The 24,501-nt window shown below is 68.6% G+C and carries 17 protein-coding genes and 2 pseudogenes; 15 read left to right on the top strand and 4 right to left on the bottom strand.

Annotation, left to right across the window (positions count from 1 at the left end):
* The first annotated feature begins 96 nt into the window (after positions 1-96).
* The 3 genes from RF646_RS00095 to RF646_RS00085 are packed head-to-tail and all read left to right on the top strand — an operon-like array spanning position 97 to position 3,980.
* Positions 97-759, top strand: coding sequence for an SAF domain-containing protein (locus RF646_RS00095; protein ID WP_312797251.1), 663 nt, complete (start codon positions 97-99; stop codon positions 757-759).
* The gene (locus RF646_RS00090) at positions 756-2,375 is read left to right on the top strand and encodes a CpaE family protein (RefSeq protein WP_368834875.1); all 1,620 of its coding nucleotides are present in this window, start codon (positions 756-758) and stop codon (positions 2,373-2,375) included. The genes RF646_RS00095 and RF646_RS00090 overlap by 4 nt, the downstream gene beginning before the upstream one ends.
* Positions 2,376-2,396: 21 nt before the next feature.
* Complete coding sequence (locus tag RF646_RS00085) at positions 2,397-3,980, top strand: sensor histidine kinase (RefSeq protein WP_131332636.1); 1,584 nt, start codon at positions 2,397-2,399, stop codon at positions 3,978-3,980.
* A gap of 79 nt (positions 3,981-4,059) precedes the next feature.
* Here the strand turns inward: RF646_RS00085 and RF646_RS00080 are convergent, their stop codons facing one another.
* Complete coding sequence (locus tag RF646_RS00080; protein WP_019309413.1) at positions 4,060-4,308, bottom strand: WhiB family transcriptional regulator; 249 nt, start codon at positions 4,306-4,308, stop codon at positions 4,060-4,062.
* Positions 4,309-4,818: 510 nt separating this feature from the next.
* Between RF646_RS00080 and RF646_RS00075 the strand changes: the two genes are divergently transcribed.
* On the top strand, positions 4,819-5,250 hold the full coding sequence (locus tag RF646_RS00075) for a hypothetical protein (protein WP_368834874.1): 432 nt from the start codon (positions 4,819-4,821) through the stop codon (positions 5,248-5,250).
* A 149-nt stretch (positions 5,251-5,399) separates the two neighbouring features.
* On the opposite strand, the gene RF646_RS00070 is transcribed toward RF646_RS00075, so the two are convergent.
* Positions 5,400-9,773: an FtsK/SpoIIIE domain-containing protein gene (locus RF646_RS00070; RefSeq protein ID WP_368834873.1), complete on the bottom strand. Its 4,374-nt coding sequence runs from the start codon at positions 9,771-9,773 to the stop codon at positions 5,400-5,402.
* On the opposite strand from RF646_RS00070, the gene RF646_RS00065 reads away from it, so the two are divergent.
* The 6 genes from RF646_RS00065 (at position 9,772) to RF646_RS00040 (ending at position 16,506) form a co-directional block, all read left to right on the top strand.
* On the top strand, positions 9,772-9,945 hold the full coding sequence (locus RF646_RS00065) for a hypothetical protein (RefSeq protein ID WP_368834872.1): 174 nt from the start codon (positions 9,772-9,774) through the stop codon (positions 9,943-9,945). The two genes, RF646_RS00070 and RF646_RS00065, sit on opposite strands and share 2 nt — an antisense overlap.
* 20 nt (positions 9,946-9,965) lie before the next feature.
* Positions 9,966-11,147, top strand: a complete 1,182-nt coding sequence (locus tag RF646_RS00060) for a glycosyltransferase family 4 protein (protein WP_368834871.1) — start codon at positions 9,966-9,968, stop codon at positions 11,145-11,147.
* A gap of 243 nt (positions 11,148-11,390) precedes the next feature.
* On the top strand, positions 11,391-12,578 hold the full coding sequence (glf, locus tag RF646_RS00055; protein WP_035965266.1) for a UDP-galactopyranose mutase: 1,188 nt from the start codon (positions 11,391-11,393) through the stop codon (positions 12,576-12,578).
* Positions 12,575-14,605, top strand: a complete 2,031-nt coding sequence (locus RF646_RS00050) for a glycosyltransferase (protein WP_368834870.1) — start codon at positions 12,575-12,577, stop codon at positions 14,603-14,605. The genes glf and RF646_RS00050 overlap by 4 nt, the downstream gene beginning before the upstream one ends.
* Positions 14,606-14,703: 98 nt before the next feature.
* Positions 14,704-15,576: an ABC transporter permease gene (locus RF646_RS00045; RefSeq protein WP_085107590.1), complete on the top strand. Its 873-nt coding sequence runs from the start codon at positions 14,704-14,706 to the stop codon at positions 15,574-15,576.
* Between the two features lie 3 nt (positions 15,577-15,579).
* Positions 15,580-16,506 carry an ABC transporter ATP-binding protein gene (locus tag RF646_RS00040; protein ID WP_368834869.1) on the top strand — a complete coding sequence of 309 codons (927 nt, stop codon included), beginning with the start codon at positions 15,580-15,582 and terminating at the stop codon, positions 16,504-16,506.
* A gap of 88 nt (positions 16,507-16,594) precedes the next feature.
* Here RF646_RS00040 and RF646_RS00035 read toward each other — a convergent pair whose 3' ends face one another.
* On the bottom strand, positions 16,595-18,628 hold the full coding sequence (locus RF646_RS00035) for a DUF6541 family protein (protein WP_368834868.1): 2,034 nt from the start codon (positions 18,626-18,628) through the stop codon (positions 16,595-16,597).
* A 202-nt stretch (positions 18,629-18,830) separates the two neighbouring features.
* Here RF646_RS00035 and RF646_RS00030 point away from each other — a divergent pair, with 202 nt between their 5' ends.
* The 4 genes and pseudogenes from RF646_RS00030 to RF646_RS00015 all read left to right on the top strand — a co-directional run bounded on the left by RF646_RS00030 (position 18,831) and on the right by RF646_RS00015 (position 22,849).
* Entirely contained in the window at positions 18,831-19,496 is a 666-nt protein-coding gene (locus RF646_RS00030) for a glycosyltransferase family 2 protein (protein WP_239318262.1), read from the top strand.
* Positions 19,497-19,509: 13 nt separating this feature from the next.
* Entirely contained in the window at positions 19,510-20,001 is a 492-nt protein-coding gene (locus RF646_RS00025; RefSeq protein ID WP_035965258.1) for a DUF2304 domain-containing protein, read from the top strand.
* A gap of 952 nt (positions 20,002-20,953) precedes the next feature.
* A pseudogene (locus tag RF646_RS00020) lies at positions 20,954-21,853 on the top strand (CpaF family protein); the annotation flags it as partial.
* Between the two features lie 81 nt (positions 21,854-21,934).
* Positions 21,935-22,849, top strand: coding sequence for a hypothetical protein (locus RF646_RS00015; RefSeq protein WP_368834867.1), 915 nt, complete (start codon positions 21,935-21,937; stop codon positions 22,847-22,849).
* Between the two features lie 42 nt (positions 22,850-22,891).
* On the opposite strand, the gene RF646_RS00010 is transcribed toward RF646_RS00015, so the two are convergent.
* A complete protein-coding gene (locus tag RF646_RS00010) occupies positions 22,892-23,770 on the bottom strand; it encodes a hypothetical protein (RefSeq protein ID WP_368834866.1) in 879 nt (292 codons plus the stop codon).
* 196 nt (positions 23,771-23,966) lie between these two features.
* On the opposite strand from RF646_RS00010, the pseudogene RF646_RS00005 reads away from it, so the two are divergent.
* Positions 23,967-24,365, top strand: a pseudogene (locus RF646_RS00005) (type II secretion system F family protein); the annotation flags it as partial.
* Positions 24,366-24,501: the final 136 nt, after the last annotated feature.

The raw sequence follows: 24,501 nt of genomic DNA, 5'->3' as shown, positions 1-24,501 counted from the left end.
TCCACAGGTTGTTCGTCACACTTCCCAGGGCGGTGTGCGACGCGGCACACTCGGGTGCAGCCGGCGGGGGCCGGCGCATCACGAAAGGATGTCAGCATGGGGAGCACCGCGGCGCTCGAGCGCTCGGGACGGTCCACGGCCGCACGATTCCGCAAACCGTCCTGGCGGGATCCGCGGCTGCTCGTGGGGCTGCTGTTGGTCCTGCTCTCCGTGCTGGGGGTAATCCTGCTGGTCGCCACGGCCAACCGTACCCAGCCGTACTACGTCGCGGCCAACGACCTCTCCGTGGGGCAACGGATCACGCGGGAGGACCTGGGCACGGTGGACGCACACCTGCAGGATTCCTCCGCGCAGTACGTCCCGGACGGGCAACTGCGGGAGAACGCGGTGGTGACCCAGCGCGTGGCGCGCGGGCAACTCGTGCCGGCTGCGGCGGTGGGCACCGCGGACGAGCTCGACCGCACACCCGTGGGGGTCGCCCTGACCACCCCCATGCCGGCCCAGGCGGAGGCGGGGTCCCGCGTGGACGTGTGGGTGGCCGAGCCCAAACCCACGGGGCGCGGGTACGGGGCGCCCGAGAAACTCGTCACGGGCGCGGAGATCGCGCGCGTGGACACCAAGGACACGGCGCTTGGCGGTAACGCCTCGGCCACGGTCTACGTGCTCGTCACGCAGGCCCAGGTGGGTCCGCTCGTGGACGCACTCGGCAACGACGCCAAGGTGACCCTGGTGCTCAACACGGCGGGTTCCGGCTCGTGAGTATCTCGGTGGTGACGCTCGGGACGAGCACGTGGCCGCTCGTGGACCGGCTCGAACGGTTGCACGGGGACGTCACGGTGGTGCGGCGCTGTCTGGACCTCGCCGAGCTGCTCGCATGCGCCCACACCCGCATGGCCCACGTGGCGCTCGTCGCGGAGGGCGCCGAGGAGCTCACCGCGAGCCTGCTCGATCAACTCGAGACCGACGACCTGCGGGTCCTGGTGGTCGAGGGACACGACGAGTCCCGCGTGCAGCGTCTGGGTGTCGGCAGCGTGCCCCCGGACGCCACCGGGGAGGAGCTGGCCCGGATCATCACCCGCGCGATGCTCGGTCCCGCACGCTCGCCGTCGTCGGTGCGGGAGGACGGCGCTGCGGCGCCGGGCGAATGCCCGGCACCCGAGCGTGAAGCGGCGTCGGGAGGAACGTCGTCAAAGGGAATGGCATCGAAGGCAGCGGTATCGAACAGCGCGGCGGCGACTGATGCACCCGCGGACGGGCCGACGTCGCGCGAAGGAGCAGCCGGGCGAGCCGCGGGCCGAGCAGTCGCGAAGTCCGCATCCTCCCCGGACAGCACCCATGGGGAAGGGCACATCGGCCCCGACGCCGCCGGACCCGGCTCGGGGGCTGCCGTACCCGGTGGGTCATCCGGCGATCCCGCGACGGCGCACGACCTCGATGACTCAGACGCCCTCGACCATGTCGAAGCCTGCCGGGTGATCGCCGTGTGGGGACCGATGGGAGCGCCCGGCCGCACGGTCACCTCGCTCAATCTCGCCGCCGAACTTGCCCTGCTCGGGCGGCGTGTGCTGCTCGTAGACGCGGACACCTACGCCGCCTCGGTCGCGGCGAGCCTCGGGATGCTGGACGAAGCCGCGGGGCTGGCGCAGGCGTGCCGGCTCGCCGATCAGGCGCGGCTGGACCGGGAGGGATTGCGACGCTGCGCGAGCACGGTGTCCGTCGCGGGCGCCTCGCTGGACGTCCTGACCGGGATCACCCGCTACGACCGCTGGCCCGAGATCCGGGGTTCCGCCCTGGACCTCGTGCTCGACCGTGCCCGGAAGGACTACGACGCCGTGGTCGTGGACACCGCCTCCGGCCTCGAGTCCGACGAGGAGATCAGTTCCGACTTCATGGCCCCGCGGCGCAATGCCGGGACGCTGACCGCGGTCGCGGCCGCGGACGTGGTAATAGCACTCGGCGCAGCGGACACCCTCGGCGTACCGCGGCTCGTCAAGGCTCTGCCGGACCTGTTGGACGCGGCACCGGACGCGCGGATCGTCGTCGTCATGAACAAACTGCGCGCCGCCGCCACCGGTCGCTCCGCGGCCGAGCCCGTGCGGGAGGCCTGGGAGCGCTTCTCGCCCGGGCACTCCGTGGCCCACACCCTCTCCTGGGACGCCAAGGCGTGCGACGACGCCCTGCTCGCCGGTGCTGTGCTCTCGGAGACAGCGCCACGCAGCACGCTACGCCACGAGATGAGTGCGCTCGCGGAGCTCGTACGGCGGATGCGTGAGCCCGATGCACACGAGGGCGCGGCAGAACCCGTGGGTGCGGGAGCGGGCCCGGCGGGGACTAGGCTGGGGCGTCGGATGGGCGCGTGGTTGCGCCGCGGTTGAGCATCGGAAAGCGAGCGTTCCATGGCCTTCACGGATCCGTTGCGATCTGTCCCGGACTTCGACGCCGGGGACGCCGAGTGGCTGCACCTGCTCGTGGGGGACTGGCAGATGGTCGCGGACCTGGGCTTCGGGGACCTGCTGTTGTGCTTCCCCGCGGACGTGATCCCCGCCGCCGAGAGCCCCACGGGGGATCCGATCCCGGGTGAGGGCAGCGAGTTCCTCGTGTTGGCGCACGCCCGGCCCACCACGGGACCCACCGCTTACCAGAAAGACATGGTGGGGGAGGTCGTGGGTGGCGAGGCTGCGTTCACACTGCGCAGGGCGTGGGTGGACCGGCGGATCGAACGGGCCGGTCCGTCCGAGTGGTCGAGCCTCGCGTCGCGGTCGGTCACCCTCGTGCCGCTCGTGCGCAACAACCGCACGATCGCCGTCCTCAGTCTCACCGCGGACCCCCAGCACGACCGCTTGCCGTCCCGCATGGAACTCGTGTACCACGAGCTGGCTTCGGCCCTGCTGCGCATGGCGAACCAGGGGACGTGGCCGGATTTCGCGGTGCGCACCGATTCCCGCCGGGGCGCCCCGCGCGTGGGTGACGGCATGATGCGGCTCAACGCCGAGGGGACCGTCGAGTTCTGTTCCCCCAACGGTCTGTCCACGTTCCGGCGGCTGGGTCTGGCGGGGGACATCACGGGGCAGAACCTGTTGCACGTGGCACGCCAGTTGCCCCTGACCGCCCCGGGCGTGGACGAGACCCTGGCGCCCGTGCTCGCGGGGACCATGCCGTGGCGCGCGGAACTGGCCACCGGCAAGGCCTCCGCCACGCTGCGTGCGATTCCGCTGCGGGAGGGTCCGGAACGCACCGGGGCGCTGTTGCTGTGCCGGGACGTCACGGAACTGCGACGCCGCGACCTGCAGCTCGTGTCCAAGGACGCGACGATCCGGGAGATCCACCACCGGGTCAAGAACAACCTGCAGACGGTCTCCGCCCTCCTGCGCCTGCAGTCCCGGCGCATGCATTCCGACGAGGGACGCAACGGCCTGCAGCAGGCCATGCGGCGCGTGAGTGCGATCGCGCGCGTGCACGAGTCCCTGTCCCACGAGATCTCGGAGGACGTGGACTTCGACGACCTCATCCGCCACCAGGTCAAACTCGCGGTGGAGACCGCCTCCGCGGGCCAGCACGTGCGCACCCGGGTCAGCGGCCGGTTCGGGCGGTTGCCGTCCAAGAGTGCGACGTCCGTGGCCCTCGTGGTCAACGAGATCGTGGCCAACGCCGTGGAGCATGGGCTCAAGGACCGGGACGGCACCGTGGAGCTCGCGGTGACGCACCGGCAGGACGAGGTCACGGACGCGGGAGAGAGGTACCGAGTCGTCGAGATCGCTATCAACGACGACGGGCGCGGCATGGGGGACGCCGTGATCGAGGAATCCGGTGTGGACGCCTACCGCCCACCCGCGGAGGGCGAGGGACTCGGGATGCAGATCGTGCGCACGCTCGTGGCCGGTGAGCTGCAGGGCGGCATCCGGTGGCAACCCGCTGACGGGGGTGGGACGAGCGTGATCATCACCGCCCGGTTCCCGCGGGCCACGTCCGGGCGCTCCTGACACGCCCAGCCGGCCGCGGACGACGGCGGCCCGTGACCCGCTTGTGGGAGCAGGTCACGGGCCGCCGTGGGGAACGGACTCAGGAGGCGCGGCGGGCACGGGCGGCGCGGCGCTTCAACGCACGCCGTTCGTCCTCGCTCATACCGCCCCACACACCGGCGTCCTGACCGGATTCGAGGGCCCACTGCAGGCACGTGTCCATGACCTCGCACGTGCGGCACACGGCCTTGGCTTCCTCGATCTGCAACAGGGCGGGGCCGGTGTTGCCCACCGGGAAGAACAGTTCGGGATCCTTTTCGAGGCAAGCTGCGCGACTACGCCAATCCATGACGGCACGGCTCCTTTCGGGTTCGTGGGTGCGGGCCCGTGCGCATCCCAAGCAATGCGGCAGCGAGCCGCGTCGCGGATTTCCGGGGGGAATGACACACAGAAAAGGCCCGTGAATGTCGGGCCCTGGGGATTCTGCCCATTATTTTCCCACGTAAACACACAGTAAACAAGGGTGTGAGCGCTATATCACATCCCAAGGCGCCCCTCGCAACGATTGCCGCCGGATGTCCGTGCGCGAGGCCGGCCCCTGTACCGGCGGCTGGGACCCACTGATAAGACGGACCCGTGGGACCGGTTGCTCGGGCCGCTGCCCGCGCGGCCGACGGCCGGCATCGGTGGCCGGGACCGAGTGTTAGGACCGGTCTCCCGAATGAGCCGTCGGCACCGACAGGTGGCATCGGTCTCCGGCATCAGCGGACGGGGCAGGTTCCCGGCATCCGTCACCGACCGCGGGCCGATGCGGTCACTACAGTGGGAGTGCTCCCGTTCCCGCCGAAAGGTTTTCCGCATGGCCGCCCCGGATCGTCGTACCGCCCCCGGAGCCGCGAGCTCCCGGCCCTGGACCGCATCCGTGATCACCGTGCTGGTGGCGTTGGAGGGCGCGGCATTGCTCGCGGTTGCCGTGGGCCTGGTCGTCTCCCTGTTCTCCGTGCATGTCCTACCCATCGCGGGGATCATCTTCGCGACCGTCGTGCTCGCCGCGGGTGCGTTGTGGCTCGGCGCGGCGGCCCGCGGGACCTGGCGAGGTTTACGCTGGCCGCGCGCCGCGGTCCTGGTGTCCCAGGCGTTCTTGTTGATCGTCGGACTGTCCTTCCTGCAGCTCACCATGGGCTTCTGGGGGATCGTGGTCGCGGCGATCGCGGTGGTCACCGTCCTGTGCTTGTTCGCACCGCGCACCGTCGCCTGGATGCATCGCACCCACCACGACGTCGCTCGCTGACCTCGCTGACCTCGCGCGGAGCACGCCGGGACTTCAGGCACCGATGCTCGCGCGAGCCGGCAGTGATGGCGTCCACCGCAACGGCCTCCGGGTGACCGGACGGTTGCGGGGCGTGGCCCGCCGAACGGGGCCGAGCGTCGTCGTACCTCTCACCTTGTGACCGACTGCGCGGGCGCGGGCAGCTGCACCGGTTCCGCGAGGCCGCGGTGCACCCAGACCGCGCGGCCGGGCGGCCCGCCCAGCGCAAGGCCCGTGAGGGACACGCCGAACACGTCACCGTCGAACACCCGCCGTGGTCGCACCAGGAGCGTGTCCGCGTGCTGGCGCCACGCGAGTAGCGGGGGAAAGGTCCCCGCGAGCGCATCCGTGAGGCGCACGCCCACGATCATCCGTACCCCGGGCTGGGCCGAGGCGGTGGCTGAGCTGCCCGCCGCCTGGTGGGACTCGACCGGGGCAGCATGCGCGGACCACGCGGTGGCCAGTGCCCGCAGGACATCGGAGGTGAGGTGGTCGGCGTCGTCGATCACGATCGTGGCCGACCGATCAGCTGACCTGGCGGCGTGCAGGAGCTCCTCGGCCTCGGCTGCGGTGCTGGGTGAGCCGGCGAATACGAGATGTCCAGGCCCGCCGTCTCCGGATGCGCGTGCGGTCAACCCGGAACGGGCGGCGTCGAGGAACGTGGATCGCCCCGACCGCGCCGGGCCGGCGACGATCAGGGTCGAACCGGGACCCCACGGGTGAACGGCGCATTGCCCGTCCCGCGTGACACCCAGCACCAAGCCGGCCACGGACCGATCGGGGACATGCCACACGGTGGGCAAGGGGAAGGACGTGGGCCACGGGTTCGCCGTCTGGTGCGTCGGGCCGTCGGTGCGCCACGCGTCCGGGGAATCCTGGGACGCGGCGGCGAGTGCACCCGCAGGTTCATCGGGCCGTGGCGGGACGAGCCGGACATCCCGGAGGTCCGTGGGCACGGTGGGCCCGGGCGGGGCACTGTGGGCGACCGCGGGCGCGTCGGGTCCGAGCCCCCCGGCGAGCTGGACGACCGCGAGGTGCCCCGAAGAATCCTCCGCGCCCCACGGCGTGCAGCGGGCGGCCATCGGGCCCGCGAGGGCGGCTCGCTCGGGATGCGGCGTGAACGGGGGCAGGCGGGGCCACTGCACGAGGGCGTCGTTGCTCTGTCCTTGTGGGAAGTACAAGCGGTTGGAGCCGAGGTGGGACGCGCGTCCCGCAACCAGTGCGCGATCCCCCGCGACCACGCAGGACAACCCTCGGGACGCACCCGTGGCCATGAGGGACACCAGCTCGTCCTCCAGGTACGCCCACGTGCTCGCACGCAGGACCTGGCAACAGCGATCCCAGTCGTCCACGGCGAGGACGGCGCGTGACGGGGGATCCCTGGGAACGGTGGACGCGTGCTCGAGCCCCCCATGGAGTTGTCGCACCAGGTGGGCCACGTCCCCGGGCTGGTCCGCACGGGCGCAGCCGCGGACGGCGGGGTGCAGGGGCCGACCGTCCGCCGTGGTGAGCCCCTCCACGGCCTGGCCCGAGGCGGTGAGGACGTACACCGCCACCCCCGTGTGTGCCTGGTCCATGGCGGTCGGGATCCGGATGTGGGCGCAGCGCCGCAGCACGTCGCGCAATCCCTTGCGCGTGGCCTCGGGGCGTCCGATCAGCAACAGTGGCCCGTCCTGCCACGGGTGCCACGACACCCGCCCGCACCAGTGGGCCGCCGGATTCTCCGCGGCACCCAGATCCACCTCGCCGTCGGTGCGCACCGCGGGCACGTGGCGGGGCAGGGGCGGTGGGACAGCGGCGTCGGCGGGAACGCGAGACGGTGCCATATCAGCGGAGGTGGGCGGCGGATACCCGTGCCAGGCGCGGGAGACGTCGCGCACCGCGGCGGTGACCCCGGCTTCCCGCTCCGAGGACGCGGTGAGGCGAACGTGCCCGGTTCCCGCGGCGGGCGGGCTCGGAAGGGGTCCGGGATCGAAACGAAGCACCAGGGGCTCGGGCCGCGGTGGGATCATGCGGGTCAGGACCGCCGCCTGCACCTCCACGGGCGGGCCGTCCCCGCGGTCCAGGAACCCGCGGCCCGGGATGCCCGGGGCGATGCGGGCCGCCGCCGCGGTTCCAAGTACGTCCATCGACTCCTGATCACTGCGCACCCGCAGACACAGTGCCTGGGTGATGTTGGCGCGCACGTCCGCGCTCAGTGCACCCTGGGGACGCTGGGTCGCGAGCACGAGGTGCACACCGAGGGAACGGCCCACCGCGGCAATCACCGCGAGCTGTTGCCCCGCATCCGGGAAGGCATCCGTGAGCATCCTGGCCTCGTCCACCACGACCACGAGCTGCCGTAGGGGAAGTGCACCGCTCGCGGCGCACAGCAGCTGCGCCATATCATTGAGCCCGAGGGAGCACAGGACCCGCTCGCGGCGCTGCACCTCGGAGCGTAGGAAGGCCAGGGCGCGGCGGACCTCGTCGGGTCCCAGGTCCGTGAGCAGGGTCGTGACGTGCGGTAGCCCCGTCAGTGGGGCCAGGGCCGCCCCGCCCTTGAAATCGATGAACACGAATTCCAGGCGCTCGGGTGGGAATGCGTGTGCGAGCGCCGTGACGAGGGTGCGCAGCACTTCCGACTTCCCGCATCCGGTGGTGCCCGCGACGAGCAGGTGCGGGTTCTCGTCGTCGAGCCGGACGACCTCCGGCCCCGCGGATGACACGCCGAACACCGCGGCCAGCGCTGCGTTCGACGTCGCGGGCTGGGGACGAGCGGCGGACCCGCCACGGCACGTGCCGACGAGCGAGGTGGAGGTCGGACCGAGGTGCGCGGCCACCAGCTCGTGCGAGCCGACGCGGCGAGGCAGTGGCCCACCGTGAGCGCCTCCCGCGGCTCGTCGCCACGCGCGGATCGCCGCCTCTGCGGTGTCGAAGGTCACGGTGTCCGGCGTGAACGCGAGGTGCGTCCCGCGCCCGGTCTCCGCAAGCCCCGGAACGGCATGGACCACTCGGCTGCTGAGCCGCAGGCCGTCCGGTCCCGCGGTGACGACGGTGTCCCCGGGGGCACCCTCCGGGTCTGCCGTCACGATGATGCGAAGCGTCCCGGGCGTGGCCGGCGCGGTGGCGGCCCACGCCGGTGTCACGACCTCCAGCGCGACGTCCCGGTCCGGTGAAGAGGCCGTGGGATTCTCGCGGGGTGCTGCGAGCAGATCGTGGGCCACGGGCGGGCGCCACGTGATGCCCGGGGACACGCGCAATGCGGCGAGCGCCGCGTGCCCTGTGAACAACTGCACGGCCAGGGCATGGAGAACACCCTCCGCGCGTTCCCGGTCGAGAACCAGGGTCAGGCTGCCGATCCCCGCCAGATCCAGTAACACGGGAGCGTGGGAGTGGAATGCCGCGCGGGGCGCCGTCGCGCGGTCACCGACGATGTGCGCGGACCGTGCCGCGTGACCCAGCCGGACCCACCGACGTGTCCGCTCAGCAGGGGCGCCGATCCGTCCGGGCGTTGTGGCGTTATGGGACAGTGCGGTGGCCGGGCGGGGTCCGCCGCCGTCACTCCGGGACGGGCTGCGCACCGCCCGGCCGCGCGCCACGATCTCCGCGGCCGACGGCGCCGCCTTCTCACAGCGGCGCAGGTCCCGTTGGAGTGCCGCGGCCAGGCGACGTCGATGATCGCGCCGAGCGCCGCGCTCGCCGAACCAACCCACCGCGGACGTGACCGCACCAAGGGCACTGAAGACCAGGAAGAACCACCAGTGGGTGACCACCGCGATACCGATCCCGGCCAGGAGGGGGAGCAGACCCGCGATCAGGGCGATCCGGGACTTCCCGACCGCGGGGGAGTCCACACGCAAGGGGTGGGCCGGATCCGCCTCTTGGGCGGTGAATCCTGCCGGGGGCACCGCCGGATCCGGCCAGGCCAGGTCCTCGGTGTGCGCCGGGGGGAACGAGACCCGCAGGGTGCACGCGCGACCGTCCGCCCGCACGCGGACCCGGTCGCCGTGCCGCAGTGCTGCGCCTCCCGGGAGCACCCGCAGGCCCACGTCATCCATGATCAGGGTCGGGTGGGCGGGGTCTTTCCGTAGCTGCGACGCGGGGAGTGATCGTGGCTCGTGGGGCGTGAGGGCGAGCTGATGCGTTCCGCGGGCCAGCGGGAGGCGCGTTCCCACCCCGACGCCCTCCACGGCCACGAGATACGCGGTCTCCTGTGAATCCGCGAGCGGCACGACCGGGGATGGGGGACCCGGCGTCGAGGCCCGATCGGGCCCGGCCGGCACGTCCGCGTCGTCGTGACTCCGTGCCTCCGGGGTCAGGACCACCGTGGCACCATCCGTCAGGGGCGGGGTGCCCACGCGCGCGGCCGCGAGATCGACGCCCGAGACCATGGCGGTGCACGGCGTCCCCAGGAGTCGGGCGAGTTCGGCGTGCAGGTCCGCCCCGCGCGCACCTGATGCGGCGGTGAGGTGCGCGGTGTGGACCACGCCGGAACCGGCCCACGTGATCCGGAGACTCAACTGCATGACAGCACTTCACCCGCTGGTGACCGCCCGCGGCGAGGACACGTGCCGCCGTGTGGATCCGCGCGGCGCGGGGGAGTACAAGGGCTCGCCCGTGCAGTGGGCTCACCGCGGGCCGATCTTCCCACCGAACGCCCATGCACGCGCCGTGGACGCGGTCCGGAGTGGGGCGTGAATCATGAGACAGTAAAGGCCATGAGACCCCGCAAGGTTGTCATCGTCAGCCGAATCTTCCTCCCCGAACCGGCGGCCGCGTCCTTCCGTCTGGCCGCCCTGGCCAGGGGCTTCGCCGCAGAGGGGGCCGACGTCACGGTCCTGACCACGAACCCGCCCCGCGCCATGGCTGCGGCCACCGTGGACGAGCCGTACCGCATCGTGCGGGTCCCCGTTCTGCGGGACAGCGAGGACTACGTCCGCGGCGTGGCCCAGTACCTGAGTTTCGACGTCCAGGCCTTCGCCCGCCTCCTCACCATGAACGCGGACATCGTGGTGAGCGAACCACCCCCCACCACGGGACTCGCGGTGTGGCTGTCGAGTGCACTGCGGCGTCGTCCGTACATCTGGTACAACCCGGACGTGTGGACCTCCGCGACCCTGAACATGGACGTCCCCTCGGTGGTGACGCAGCTGATGCGCGTTGCGGAGACCGTGTCCGCCCGGCGCGCCGGCGGTGTGATCACGGTGTCCGAGTCGATGGGCGAGGAACTGCGCCGCGTGACCGGGGTCGGGCGGGACAAGATGTTCCTCGCCGAGAACGGGATCGACACCGACACCTTCACCGCGGACGGCCCCGCCGAACCGTGGGACGGACCGTATTTCGTGTACGCGGGGTCCGTGTCCGAATGGCAGGGTATGGACATCTTCATCGAGGCGCTCGCCCGGATCCTGCCGCGCCACCCCGGGGTGACCCTGCACGTCCTGGGGCGCGGGTCGGACCTCACCCGCGTCCAGGGGGTCGCCGCGCGGCTGGCCCCGGACAACGTCGTGTTCCACGGCGTGCAGCCCCCGGCGCGCACCGCGGCGTTCCTGCGGGGTGCCGTGGCCGCCCTCGCCTCCGTCATCCCGCACACCGGGTACGACTTCTCCAAGCCCACCAAGCTCTACGCGGCCGCCGCGTGCGGCACACCGTCCATCTACGCCGGGGTGGGCGCGGGTGCCCGCCTCGTGTCCGAGAACCGGTTGGGAACGCCCGTGGAGTTCACCCCCGAGGCGGTCGCGGACGCCATGGAACGCGCGCTCGACGACGCCCGCTCGGGTGAGCGCGAGGGCGCGCGTGAGCGCCGTCGGACGTGGGCCCGCGAGAACGCGTCGCTCGCGGCGTCGGGGCGAGCCGCCGCCGCGTGGGTGCTCAGCGGCTTCACCCGGGACGCCCGCTGAACGCGGAGCGCGCGCCTCGCTGTCATCCCGGCGCCGCGGTGCGTGAACCCCGCCGTCCTCCGAGCTGCGGCGCCGTCGCCGAAGCGGCCGAGCGGCGTCGCACCCCGCGCACGACGCCGCCGTGTGACGGCGCTCACGAGGCGCGGCGCTGTGCGGGTCACACAGGGCGCACGGGGTGGTGTCCGGTATTTTTAGGCCAGACGATGTCCGTGCATGAATCGCGGAAGATGCTAGGAGAAACACATGAACACTGATCTGGTGGTCGTGGGCTCGGGTCTGTTCGGTTTGACCGTGGCGGAACGAGCGGCGCGAGAAATGGGTCTGAAGGTCACCATGATCGACCGGCGTTCCCACCTGGGCGGCAACGCCTACAGCGAGAACGAGGAGCGGACCGGGATCGAGGTGCACCGCTACGGGGCCCACCTGTTCCACACCTCGAACGAGCGCGTGTGGGAGTACGTGAACCGCTTCACCGCGTTCACGAACTACGTGCACCGGGTGTACACCCGGCACAAGGGGGAGGTATTCCCCATGCCCATCAACCTGGGCACGATCAACCAGTTCTTCCGCGCGGCGTACTCCCCGGGGGAAGCACGCGATCTGATCCGCGAGCAGGCCGGTGAACTGGCGGGCACGGATCCGCAGAACCTCAACGACAAGGGCATCCAGCTGATCGGGCGCCCGCTGTACGAGGCGTTCATCAAGCACTACACCGGCAAGCAGTGGCAGACCGATCCGAAGGACCTGCCCGCGTCCATCATCTCCCGGCTGCCCGTGCGCTACACGTACGACAACCGCTACTTCAACGACACCCACGAGGGCCTGCCCGTGGACGGGTACACCGCGTGGCTCGAGCGCATGGCGGACCATCCGAACATCGACGTGCGCCTGGACACCGACTTCTTCGACGACTCCCAGGAGTTCTCCAAGTCGAACGTGGTGGGCCAGGTCCCCGTGGTCTACACGGGCCCGGTGGACCGGTACTTCGACTACGCCCAGGGCGACCTCTCGTGGCGCACGATCGATCTGGAGGAGGAGGTCCTGGACATCGAGGACTTCCAGGGCACCTCGGTGATGAACTACCCGGACGAGGACGTCCCGTTCACGCGCATCCACGAGTTCCGCCACTTCCACCCGGAGCGTGACTACACCAAGGACGCGACCGTGATCATGCGGGAGTTCTCGCGCTTCGCCGAGAAGGGTGACGAGCCCTACTACCCCGTGAACACGCAGGCGGACCGCGAGAAGCTGCTCGCGTACCGGGATCTGGCCAAGGAGGAATCGTCGGTGTTGTTCGGCGGCCGCCTAGGCACCTACAAGTACCTGGACATGCACATGGCCATCGGCTCGGCACTGTCCATGGTGGACAACAAGATCGCACCGCATTTCACCTCCGGTGCGCCCCTGAGCAGCGGAGGAGTGGACGAGTGAGCAGCGAACGCGTGGAACAGGCCAACCAGCCCGAACCGCAGACCACGGACGACCAGGAGTACCTGGCCAAGATCAACACGGAGCCCAGCACGGCGGAGGACCTGCGGGAGGTGGCCCGGGTCGTGTTCCCCGCGAACAAGGACCTGGACGCCCTGCCGCTGTACATCGACGGTCCCATCAACCGGGACGGCCCGTCCTCGGCCGGCGCCGACACCGCCAACCAGCACCCGGACGACATCCTCTCGCGCCGTTCGGTGCGGATCCGGGCCGGGCGACGCGTCTCGTTCGGCTCCTACTTCAACGCGTTCCCAGCGTCCTACTGGCGCCGCTGGACCGTGGCCGAGTCCGTGGTGCTGCGTGTGCGCACTACGGGTGCCGGATCGCTCATCGTGTACCGCACGAACGCTCGCGGGGTCGCGCAGCGTGTTGAGGACCGCCGGGTCAGCGGGAGCACCACGTGCGAGTTCGAGCTCACGCTGGCCCCGTTCGGTGACGGCGGCTGGTACTGGTTCGACCTGATCGCGGACGAGGAGGGCATGGTCCTGGACGCGGCGTCCTGGCTCGTGCCGTCCCAGGGCCGCCCGGTGGGTCGGGTGACCCTGGGCGTGACCACGTTCAACCGCCCGGACTACTGCGTCAACACGATCAAGACCATTGCCGAGGCGGACGGTCTGGACGAGGTCCTCGACGAGCTGATCATCGTGGACCAGGGCAACAAGCTGGTCCAGGACGAACCCGACTTCCCGCAGGCCGAGAAGGCCATGCGCGGGAAGCTGCGGATGATCCGGCAGGGGAACATGGGCGGTTCCGGTGGTTTCGCCCGGAACATGTACGAGATCGTGCGCGGCCGGGACACCCCGAACGGCGTGGAGAAGTCCGACTACGTCCTGATCCTGGACGACGACATCCTGCTCGAGTCCGAGGGCGTGCTGCGGGCCACCGCGTTCGCGGACATGTGCCACACCCCGTCCATCGTGGGCGGGCACATGTTCGACATGTACAACAAGCCCCTACTCAACGCGTACGCGGAGGTCGTGAATCCCTACCGGTTCTTGTGGGGTCCCATCGACGGCCTGGGTGGCGTGGACTTCGCCGAGCGCGGTCTGCGTTCGCGCCCCCAGCTGCACCGGCGCTGGGACGCCGACTACAACGGCTGGTGGATGTGTTTGATCCCCCGCGTGGTCCTCGAGGACATCGGGCTGTCCCTACCCGTGTTCATCAAGTGGGACGACTCCGAGTACTCGCTGCGCGCCAAGGCCGCCGGCTACCCGACCATCTCCCTGCCGGGTGCGGCCGTGTGGCATGTGTCGTGGGCGGACAAGGACGACGCCGTGGACTGGCAGGCGTACTTCCACGAGCGCAACCGCTTGATCGCGGCCCTGCTGCACTCGCCGTTCGCCAAGGGCGGGCGGATGCTGCGCGAGTCCCTGACCACGGATACCAAGCACGTGGTGTCCATGCAGTACTACCCGGCCAAGTCCGTGTTGCTCGCGATCCAGGACGTCCTGGACGGCCCGGACGGGCTGCACGCCATGCTGCCCACCCGCATGCCCGAGATCCGCGCCATGAAGGATGAGTACTCGGACGCGCGCGTGGTCAAGGACCCGGCCACTCTGCCGCCGGTCCGGCGCAAGAAGCCCCCGCGCACCATGGGGGCTCCCAAGTCTCCGACCAAGGCGCAGCTGATCCCGTGGGCGGTGCGCACCGTGCTCAAGCAGACGCTGCGCCCCGTGCGGGACATGGCCAAGGAGTACCCGGAGGCCAGCGTGGCGCACATGGACAGCCACTGGTCCTACCTGGCGTCCCTGGACTCGGCGATCGTCTCCAACGCGGACGGCACCGGGGCGTCCTGGTACCGCCGGGATCCCGCTCAGGTCCGTGAGCTCATGGTGGAGAGCGTCAAGCTCCACGCCGAGTTGCTCTCCCGTTGGGACGCGCTGAGCGAGCAGTACCGCGCCGCCCTCCCGGAGATCACCTCGGTGGACGCGTGGGCGCGGACTTTTGCGGAGAACGGCCCCGCGCAGTAATTTGGCCCCTGCACGACGCCGCACGCAGACTTCCGCGTGCGGCGTCGGCGTGTATCCGGTCACGGCGCACAACGGCCCGTGCGAGGAAAGGACGGCAGATGGAAATGCAAGCCCCCGCGACGCAGTTGCGGCCTCCGGGGCAGGACCGTGGCCTGCGGGACGTGTTCGCCAACAGGTTCCTGCTCAAGCTGATCGTGGACAAGGAGATCCAGATCAGGTACCGCGGCACGGTGCTGGGTCTGTTATGGTCCTACCTCAAGCCGGGCGTGCAGTTCCTGGTGTTCTACATCGCCATGGGCGTGTTCCTGGACCTGAACCGGGGGATCGAGAACTTCGCGGTCTACCTGTTCTCCGGGATCGTGGTGATGAACCTGTTCGGTGAGGTCTTCGGCAACGCATCGCGTTCGGTGGTGGCCAACGGCGGTCTGCTCAAGAAGATCTACCTGCCACGGCAGTTGTTCCCGGTGTCCAACCTGCTGGTCGCGTTCATCCACTTCGTCCCGCAATTGGCCATCCTGCTGCTCGCGTGTCTCGTGACCGGGTGGCGCCCGGACCTCAAACAATTGCTGGCCGTGGTCGTGGGGACGCTGATCATCGCCCTGTTCTCCCTGGCCCTGGGCATGTTGTTCACCACGTTCAACGTGTTCTTCCGGGATGCGGAGAACATCGTGGACCTGATCGTCATGGTCTCCACGTGGGCCTCGCCCGTGCTCTACATGTGGACCATGGTGCGGGAGAAGCTGTGGGACTGGGTGTATTACGTCTACATGGTCAACCCCCTCACGGTGGCCGTGGAACTGTTCCACTACGGGTTCTGGTTCCCCACCACGGATAACCCGCAGATCTGGCACGTCCCGCCCCACCTGATGACGGGCTGGACCCCGTTGGCCATCGTCACCAGCCTGATCCTCTTCGTGATCGCGGACCGGCTCTTCCGGTCCCAAGAGGGCAACTTCGCGCAGGAGCTGTGAATCATGTCTAGTTCAGTCACCCCGCACACCCCCGGGCGCACCGAGGCGGACGTCGCCATCCGGGTCAGGCACATGACCAAGGAGTTCGTGCTGCGCCACACCCGCTCCATGAAGGAGGCCTTCGTGTGGCTCGTGAAGGGCCGCAAGGGGGACCTCACGGCCAAGTTCACGGCACTCAACGACGTCTCGTTCGATGTCTACGACGGTGAGACCGTGGCCCTGCTGGGCTTCAACGGTTCGGGCAAGTCCACGACCCTGAAGATGATCTCCGGGGTCATGAACCCGGACTCGGGGGAGGTGCTCACGCGGGAGCGCGTGGCGGGGCTCATCGAGGTGGGCGCGGGGTTCCACCCGGATCTCACGGGCCGCGACAACGTCTACCTCAACGGCGCCATCCTGGGGATGGACAAGGCGGAGATCGACGCCAAGTTCGACGACATCGTGGCCTTTTCCGAGATCGCCGAGTTCATCGACACCGAGGTCAAGTTCTACAGCTCCGGCATGTACTTGCGCCTCGCGTTCTCCGTGGCCATCCACACGGACCCCGAGGTCTTCCTGGTGGACGAGATCCTCTCCGTGGGGGACGAGCCGTTCCAGAAGAAATGCATCGGCCGGATCAAGGACCTCGTGCGACGGGGCAAGACCCTCGTGGTGGTCAGCCACGACCTCAACCTCGTGATGGACATCTGCGAGCGCGGCATCGTGATGGACCACGGCAACAAGGTCTTCGACGGCAACGTCTACGGCGCCGTCGCCCACATGCGCAACCAGCCCGAGGAGGAGGTGCGCCGCGAGCACGCGGAAGGCCTCGCGCGCGCCCTCGAGGACAAGCGCCGCAAACGCGAGTGGCAGGCACGCGAGGCCGCCGAGCGTGGCGAAGAGTTCGTGCCCCAGTACGACCCGGACCTGGACGGGCCCCTGACCGGCTGAGCCCGCCCCCGCTTCCCGACCTTCGGACGACGCCGCCGCCGCGAGATTTCCTGTCTCGCGGCGGCGTCGTCGTGTGCCGGAGGGCCGCTCAGCCGCAACCGGTGATCTCGTACAGCTTGGCCTCGGGACCGGTCTGGGCGATCAACTCGAACCCGTTCTCGGGTGTGAGCTCGGAGTAGCCGCTCGTGTCGAAGTACGCGAACGGGTTGACCTGTTGCGTGCCGAAGTCCAGGACGAACTGGACGTGGTGGCGGCGCAGCGCGGGGCACACCGCGGGATCGGTCGTGAGCTCGTCCAGGTGGTGGACGATCGTGGAGACGTCCTTGTCCGCGATCAGGCCGTTGTGCGGGATCAGCACGTCCACGTCCGCGACCGAGTAGGCCTGGGAGGTCCCGGTCAGGGGATTGCCGTACACCGTGGCTCCCGGGGGAACGTACTCGGGCAGCTCGTTCAGTAGCTGCAGCTCCTCCGGGGTCAGCAACTGGTAGTCGACCCCGCTCGCGTACTCCGTCTTGCCGTACTCCACGATGTCGGTCATGGGTTGCGTCTGGATCAGCATCCACCCGACGACCACGGCGAGCACCCCGCCCACCACGGCCGCGCAGCGGGAACGCACCACGGGCCTGATCCGGGCGGCGGTGTCCCGCACAGCGGAGGAGGCCCGGCGGCTGCGCGCGGCCCGACCGAGGGCCTGGCGCACGTGGGAGACGATCCAGCGCAGGATCGCCACGGCACCCGCGGTGGCGAGCGGCACCGCGACCACGGGGATCAACGCCAGGATCCGGTGGGAGTCGTTGTACCAGACACCGGTCCAGTCGTAGCGGAAGGAGTAGTCCCGCGAGGCGGCCACCAGGACGTACAGCCACACGAGGAACAACCATGCTCCCACCACCCAGCGGGAGGTGTGGCGCAGCAGGCTCCCCGCGCCCACGAGGACCAGCAGGACCAGGACCCACGGCAGGTGGGGGGCGTCCGGGTGCACGGTCGCGAGGGCCTCACCCAGGGCCTGCGCCTCGGTGACGTGGGGCCGCCACGAGGACGCGGTCTGGGAGGCGCGCGCGGCGAACCAGATCTGCTGCAGAACCGCGGGCATCGCCAGGAGACCCACGGCCCCGAGGACCTTGATCCACCACGGGCGGGTCCGGCGCACCGTGCGCCACCACGCGGTCACGAGCATGATCCACAGCAGCGCGAGACCCACCACCACGGTGGAGGGGTGGGCGAGACCCATGGCGCCGGTGACCGCGAGCAGGGTCAGCCACAGGGCGAGTTTCGAGCGCAGGTAGGGCTCCCGGGACAACCCCAGGGCATCCGCGAGCAGACCCAGCCACAGGGGCAGCATGGCGATGGAGAGCGTGTTGGGGTACAGGTTGCCGTAGAAGCTCAGCAGGTACGGGAACGCGGGGAAACTGGATGCCATCAGCCCCGTGGCCACCGCCACGGCGGGACGCGAACCCAGCAGCCGGGTGGTGAAGTACAGGCTCCCCAGCACCCACACCATGCCGCACACGATCATGGTCATGGCATTCGCCGTGAGCGCCACGGGCAGGTCGGCGACCTGGGCCACGAACGCCACTGTGTTGTGCCACGCCGCCGGGTAGAAGCTCGGTTCCACGACGCCCAACCCACCCAGGGTCAGGGAGGACGCGGATCCGGTGTCCTCGATGTAGCGCACCGCGTTGTAGTGGAAGTTCGCGTCGTAGGTCTGAGAGATGGCATCGGGGCGCTGCATGATCAGGTGCAGTCGCTGCACCACAATCCCGATCCCCAGCACCGCACCGCACATCACGGCCACGGCGGGGCTAGTGATCCGTTCCCGCAGCGGGACGGTCCCGGCCCACGGACCGGTGCGGCGGCGTCGTGAGGGCCACAGCACGAGCCACAGGATAACGGCCGCGACCACGAACGCCGCGGACGCCGTGAGTGGGTTCCACGGCACGCCCGCGAAACCGAAGATGACGGCGGAGACGGAGAAGCCGGCCACGGACAGCGGCACCACCGACGCCCATCGGGCGAGCCCCCGCAACCCCAGGGCCACGCTGAGCAGCGTGCCGGGGAAGATCACGAGGAGTGCTACGAGAGCGTACGGGGGAAGTGCTTCTGGCCAGCTCAAGGGATCCATGACTCCAGATGTCAACGGGGCGGGGTACGTGGGAAGTTTAGTGGACGGGGCTGGCGGGGGCTCGTGCACACCCCACAGGGTGCAATCGGGCGGTGCCCGCCCGCCGGGGAAGTCGGAGACGCCAGCGACGCTCCCCGCAGACGCCCTGCTGGGACGGCGCCGGCACGCCGGTGGCTCGGTCGCGCTATGGAACAATGGTCGGGTGAGTCGAGCGTGGATTGTGATGCCCGTGTACAACGAGGCCCAGGTGGTGGGGGAGGTCCTGGAGAACCTCCGCCGGACGTTCCCGCACGTGGTGTGCGTGGACGACGGCTCCCGTGACGACTCCGCACGGATCTGCCGCGAGGCCGGCGCCGTGGTGGTCCAGCACCCCATCAACCTCGGTCAGGGTGCCGCCCTGCAGACGGGTTTCGAGTACGCGCTGCAGGACCCCGAGATGGACTGCGTGGTCACGTTCGACTCGGACGGCCAGCACCGGGTGATCGACGCGTACGACATGGTTCAGCGCATCCGCTCCGGTGAGGCCGAGGTGGTCCTGGGCTCCCGGTTCCTGGACGACCGCACGCAGGTCTCACCGCTAAAACGCCTCGTATTGCGCACCGCGGCGTTCGTGTCCAAGTTCACGAGCGGGATGGACCTCTCCGACGCCCACAACGGATTGCGGGCCATCGACCGGGGGACCCTGGGCAAGATCCACCTCAAGCAGAACCGCATGGCCCACGCCTCCGAGATCGTCAACCAGTTCGCGCAGATCCAGCCCCGGTGGGTCGAGCACCCGGTGGAGATCATCTACACGGAGTATTCCAAGGGCAAGGGCCAGTCTCTGCTCAACGGTGTGAACATCCTGACCGAACTGTTCGTGAAGTAGCGGGAGCCCCCACATGACCATCGTGGTCCAGATCGTCCTCATCCTCGCCGTGGCGTACGGTGCGCTCACGCTCGTGCGCGGCGGGGCCAACGCCAAGCACCAGGCGATCCGCCGGCTCGCGGCCGTCGCGTTCTTCGTCTTCGCGGCCATCTCGATCCTGGTCCCGGACCTCGTCACGAGCGTCGCGCGGTTCCTGGGCATCGGCCGTGGTACGGACCTGGTGCTCTACGCGCTCGTGGTGCTGTTCATGGTCACGCAGTACACCACAGCGCAGCACCGCCGTGCGGAGGAGGTCAAGCTCACCCGCATCGCCCGGCACATCGCCATCTCGGAGACCGAGAAGCCCTGGGAGCCCGACGCCGCCCACGGCGAGCGCCGCTCGGTGCGCGCCTTCCGCCGCACCTCGCCGCTGGGTCGGCCGGTGGAGGCGCCATCGTCGGGGTACTCGTCCGGGCACAACGCCGCTGGGCCGGGTTCCGCACAGCAAGAAAATACCGGGCTATAGGCCAGAGGCCCACACCCGGTACATAGTCGTTTTACTTTCCGGAATCGGGCCCAGCGACGCCGGGCTGAGAGGCATGGTCATACATCCTCAAGCCGAGGCACGCAGTCTTCCTCTCGGTCAGGAAATCGGGCACACCACATCGTTTGGCGACAGGGTCTGCGAGTAGGGCCTTGGGCGACCGGGAACCGGCGAGTCCCGCTGTGAGACGTTATTTATCCCGATCGGATCGCCCCTATGAGTAACCGTTCGAACAACTTCAGGTAGGCCGTCCACGGATCTGCGAACCGTGCCACCGGGTCGGCAGGATCTCGAGCAGTGACGCAACAGAAGAAACGGAAGTCTCTGTTGGCCAAGACGGTGTCCACGAAGCCCTTGTAAGTATTGAGGGCGCCCTGGGTGAGATCCGTGAGGTGGAACTTGCCGTAGTCATGGGTTCGGTCTCGGTACTTCTGCATGCTGCGCAGAACCCGGGGAGGCTCGGGGTGAAGGAGAAGGCCGACAGCGAAGAATCTGTCCCGGGAGATCGAGCCTGTTTCGTCGAGAAAAGCGAGAGAGGGGGTGGGTCTTAGGCAGAAACAGGTGCTTGGCCACTCCTCCCTCCTTCCATCGGTGGCGTCACCTTAAGGCGGGCGGATCGCACGCTCATTCTCAACTTGCGCCGTTGGCCCCGCACGGAGCTCGTGCTGCAAAGGACCAAGTCTCTCAGTCACGTCGCGGCGACCAGCTCGGCCGGACTAGCGAGTCCTGCCCCATTGGTCGTGATGCCGATCACACTCGATGCAGTTGCATAGTGGGTCGAAACATGACGCCCATGGCCGAGTTCATCGGTGCACGTCAGCGGGATTATCCACAGACCGAGTGCCGTGTCGTGTCGATCAGCTGCGATTTCCCCTAGCGTTCCCTGCAGAGTTGACCAGCCGGTAACGGGTTCGGGGGAATCCCAGGGGGAGTCATGGCCGTAGGGGTCGCCGAGGACGCGATCGGGTTGATCGAGGCGGATGTGCGTGAGCAGATCCGGCGCAGCGGGTTGGATCCGTTGCATGAGGTGGAGCCCACCCGTCAGATCGTGGCCGCTGTGGTGGCGGAGTACGACGTGCGTTCGGCGCGTGCGGGGTTGCCGCGGGTGCAGGACCTTGAGGCTGCCCGTAAGACGGTGCTGGACCTGGTGGCCGGGTACGGTCCGTTGCAGCCGTTCCTGGATGATCCCGAGGTCGAGGAGATCTGGATCAACGGCCCGACCGAGATCTACATCGCCCGCGACGGCGAATCCGAGCTGACGAGTCTCGTGCTGAGCGAGTCACACGTGCGCACCCTCGTGGAGCGCATGCTCAAGTTCTCGGGGCGCCGCCTGGATCTGAGTTCCCCGTTCGTGGACGCCTCCCTGCCGGACGGTTCCCGGTTGCACGTGGTGATCCCGGACGTCACCCGGGCGCATTGGGCGGTGAACATCCGCAAGTTCGTGGCACGGGCCCGCCGTCTGGAGGATCTGGTGGGGTTGGGCTCGCTTACCACCCAGGCCGCGCAGTTCCTGCATGCGGCGGTGGATGCCGGGTTGAACATCCTGGTGTCGGGGGCCACCCAGGCCGGGAAGACCACCCTGCTCAACTGCTTGTGCGCGGCGATCGGCCCGCGGGAGAGGGTGATCACGGTCGAGGAGGTCTTCGAGCTGAAGGTGGCGCTGCGCGACGTCGTCGGCATGCAGTGCCGCCAAGCGAACCTCGAGGGCACGGGCGAGATCCCGCTGCGCCGGCTCGTGAAGGAGGCGCTGCGCATGCGCCCGGACCGGTTGGTCGTGGGGGAGGTGCGCGAGGCCGAGAGCCTGGACATGCTTATCGCGCTGAATGCCGGGCTCTCCGAATACGTCGTAAGGCGTCACACGCTAAGGGCAATGTCGGTGGGCTAGCGTGTCCCCGCCCGTCGATAGGCTGAGTAAGTGCCTGGAACCCTTCTCGAACAGATCATCGCCGACTCGACCAGCTCGGGGGTCGCTGTCGGCGACCTGCTGCGCAAGGTCTGGTACCTCGGGCGTCGCATCCATCACGAGCCGACGATGCAGTGGGCGAACGCGGAACTGCACGGCTATGCGGACGACGCCTTGGTGCCCTCCTACCGGGGGCCCTTCATGGCGCACGTGACTGGAAACTTCACCGGTCCCTATGGTTCGCAAGTCAACAACCACCAGCTTGACCGTGACGTGTTCAGCGACGAGATCAACAGGTATCTCTACTGGAAGACGTTCAGGCATCCCATCGCGAGCCTGGAAAGCGGGCTAAGCTCAGGCCAGCAAATCGGGTTCCCCTGGCCTCCCTTAGCTGTCGAGCGCTACAACCGACTTGCCGAGGAAGGTAAGGTCGGCCACGTGGTCTACCACACGCTCTTCTCTGCGAAAGCGACGATCGATGCCACGATGATCCGCGGTGCGCTCGACGCCGTGAAGAGCTCGGCGCTCACCCTTGCGGCGGAATTGCAGGACGTCGCCCCCGAAGCAGGAGAGGTCGCAGGCATCACCGTGGACAACGAGGACGTCAGGAGGGTCGCCATGGAGTTCACGACGAACATCTACGGCAATCAGAACACCATTGGGCAGGGCCAGGGCGTGCACCAGCAGGTCGCCAACCATGCCCAGAACGCCAGCACGCGGCTGGGCCAGCTTCAGGAGCGCTTCGGGCTCTCCCATGATGATGCCGCCGAGCTCGTCGAGGTCGTCGAGGCCGACGGCGGCCAGGTCGGCGAGCAGACGATGGGTTGGCTCGAAAAGTTCAAGAGCGGTGCGGTCAGCGTCGCCCAGGGCGTCACCGTGGACAGTCTCGTCGCCGGGATCATGGCGTTGTGGGGCATGGCCGGGTAGGCGCCCTCGCCGCCCCCAACAGGTGGGGCAGGGACGGAGCTATCACTGACTAGAGCGCTGTTCTGACCGGTGGGGCCAGAACTTGACGTACATTGCCTGATCCCGAGGTTTTTGGTCCGGCCCGGCACCATCGCGCACCGACTGAAAAGTGCGAATCCTTTCCTGATGACGAGGTTCCAGCTCCCGCCGATAATACGTGTGAATCCTGTTGAAAACATTCAATTTCTCGTCCACGGCGGAATTTGATGCCCTCATTACTTCGCCGATAGACCCAATAAGATGTAATTGGTAGTCATGAAAGCACATCTTATTGCCATAATCATCCCTGTAGACATAGCCAAGGCAGCACTGCACAAGAGCGTTAGCCACTGAACTAGAAATCTTCGCGTCCACTCCTGTGCTCAAACTCCACTTATGAGCACTGATTTCCACTTGCGTCATTAGCGCAGTAGGTCGCGTCTCGTGGGTCTTGCCGTCCCACCACGTGCCATTCTCAAAGAAATCGTTCTGGGCATCCAGGAAGTTCTGAATGGCTCCGTGAAGCTGCGATACGGCATCAATTTCGCGGGACTGCCGAGCGACCTCCGCCTGATGCTCTCGGTCCAAGCGTGCTATTTCGGCTTGCTCCCTGCGGTCGTCGGCCGCCTGTAGAGCTTGAGCACGAGTTTGACGCCACAAGATAATGACCGCCACGGCGGCCGAAAGTACCGCCCCGAGAACCGAGCCCCAGAAGGCCACCCAATGCTCAGCCTTGATTCCCCAAAAGTCACCCGGCTGGAATGCTGACAGTGCCCCGATGAGAGAAATGATTACGGCGGCACAGACGCCTGATGCGGCGGCGAACCATATTTGCTTCGGTGCGCTTGGTGCACTCGAATCATCCGGCGCGTTCTCGGCTTGGCGTGTCACATGGTCGGGCATGTGCCGAGGATAGCGAACGCAATGGAAAAATTTGGGTAAGTCGACCTGCGACGGGCCGATCAGTCGCGCCCGTTCAACCCGTCGGCCCTGTGCTGAAGCTGGGCGAGGACGTCGCCCACCGGGTCGGCGGCCACGCCGTGCCCGCCCAGTTCGGCGCGCGACCCCGGTGTGCACCCGAGTATAGCTGTGTAACTACCTCTTGAGCCGCAGTATCCAGCGCCGGGAGAAGCGCATGCTCGCCGAGTTCCCCGCCGTGGCAGAGCTCATGGCGCTCGCGGTAGGCGCCGGGGAAAGCACCGTGGGCGCGCTCGAACGGGTGTGCCGGGTCGCGGAGGGCGAGTTGGTCGGGGAATTCCGAGCGGTGCTCGCCCAGACGCGCGCCGGGTCCGGATTGACGACGGCGCTGCAGGACTTCTCGGCGCGCACCGACGTCGTGGCGCTGGGCAGGTTCGTGGACGGCATCGTCGTCGCCATCGAACGGGGCACCCCGCTCGCTGACGTGCTGCGAGCCCAAGCTCAGGACGTGCGGGACCACGACAAACGGGTCCTGATGGAGATCGCCGGCAAGAAAGAGATCGCGATGCTCACACCAGTTCCGGTGTTTTCGGCTCGGCAAGGTCAATCTCCGGGCCGCCTGACGCAAAATTGTGGGGGATATGTGGCTCTTCAGGATCCAGGGTGTAGTCGCGGCCTGAACCCGCCGGTCTCCAGGAGCGATCTGGCGATGTAGT

Origin of the sequence: Kocuria sp. CPCC 205261, assembly GCF_040981025.1 — a bacterium.
Lineage (GTDB): Bacteria > Actinomycetota > Actinomycetes > Actinomycetales > Micrococcaceae > Kocuria > Kocuria marina.
This window is presented reverse-complemented; position numbering and strand designations above follow the sequence as displayed.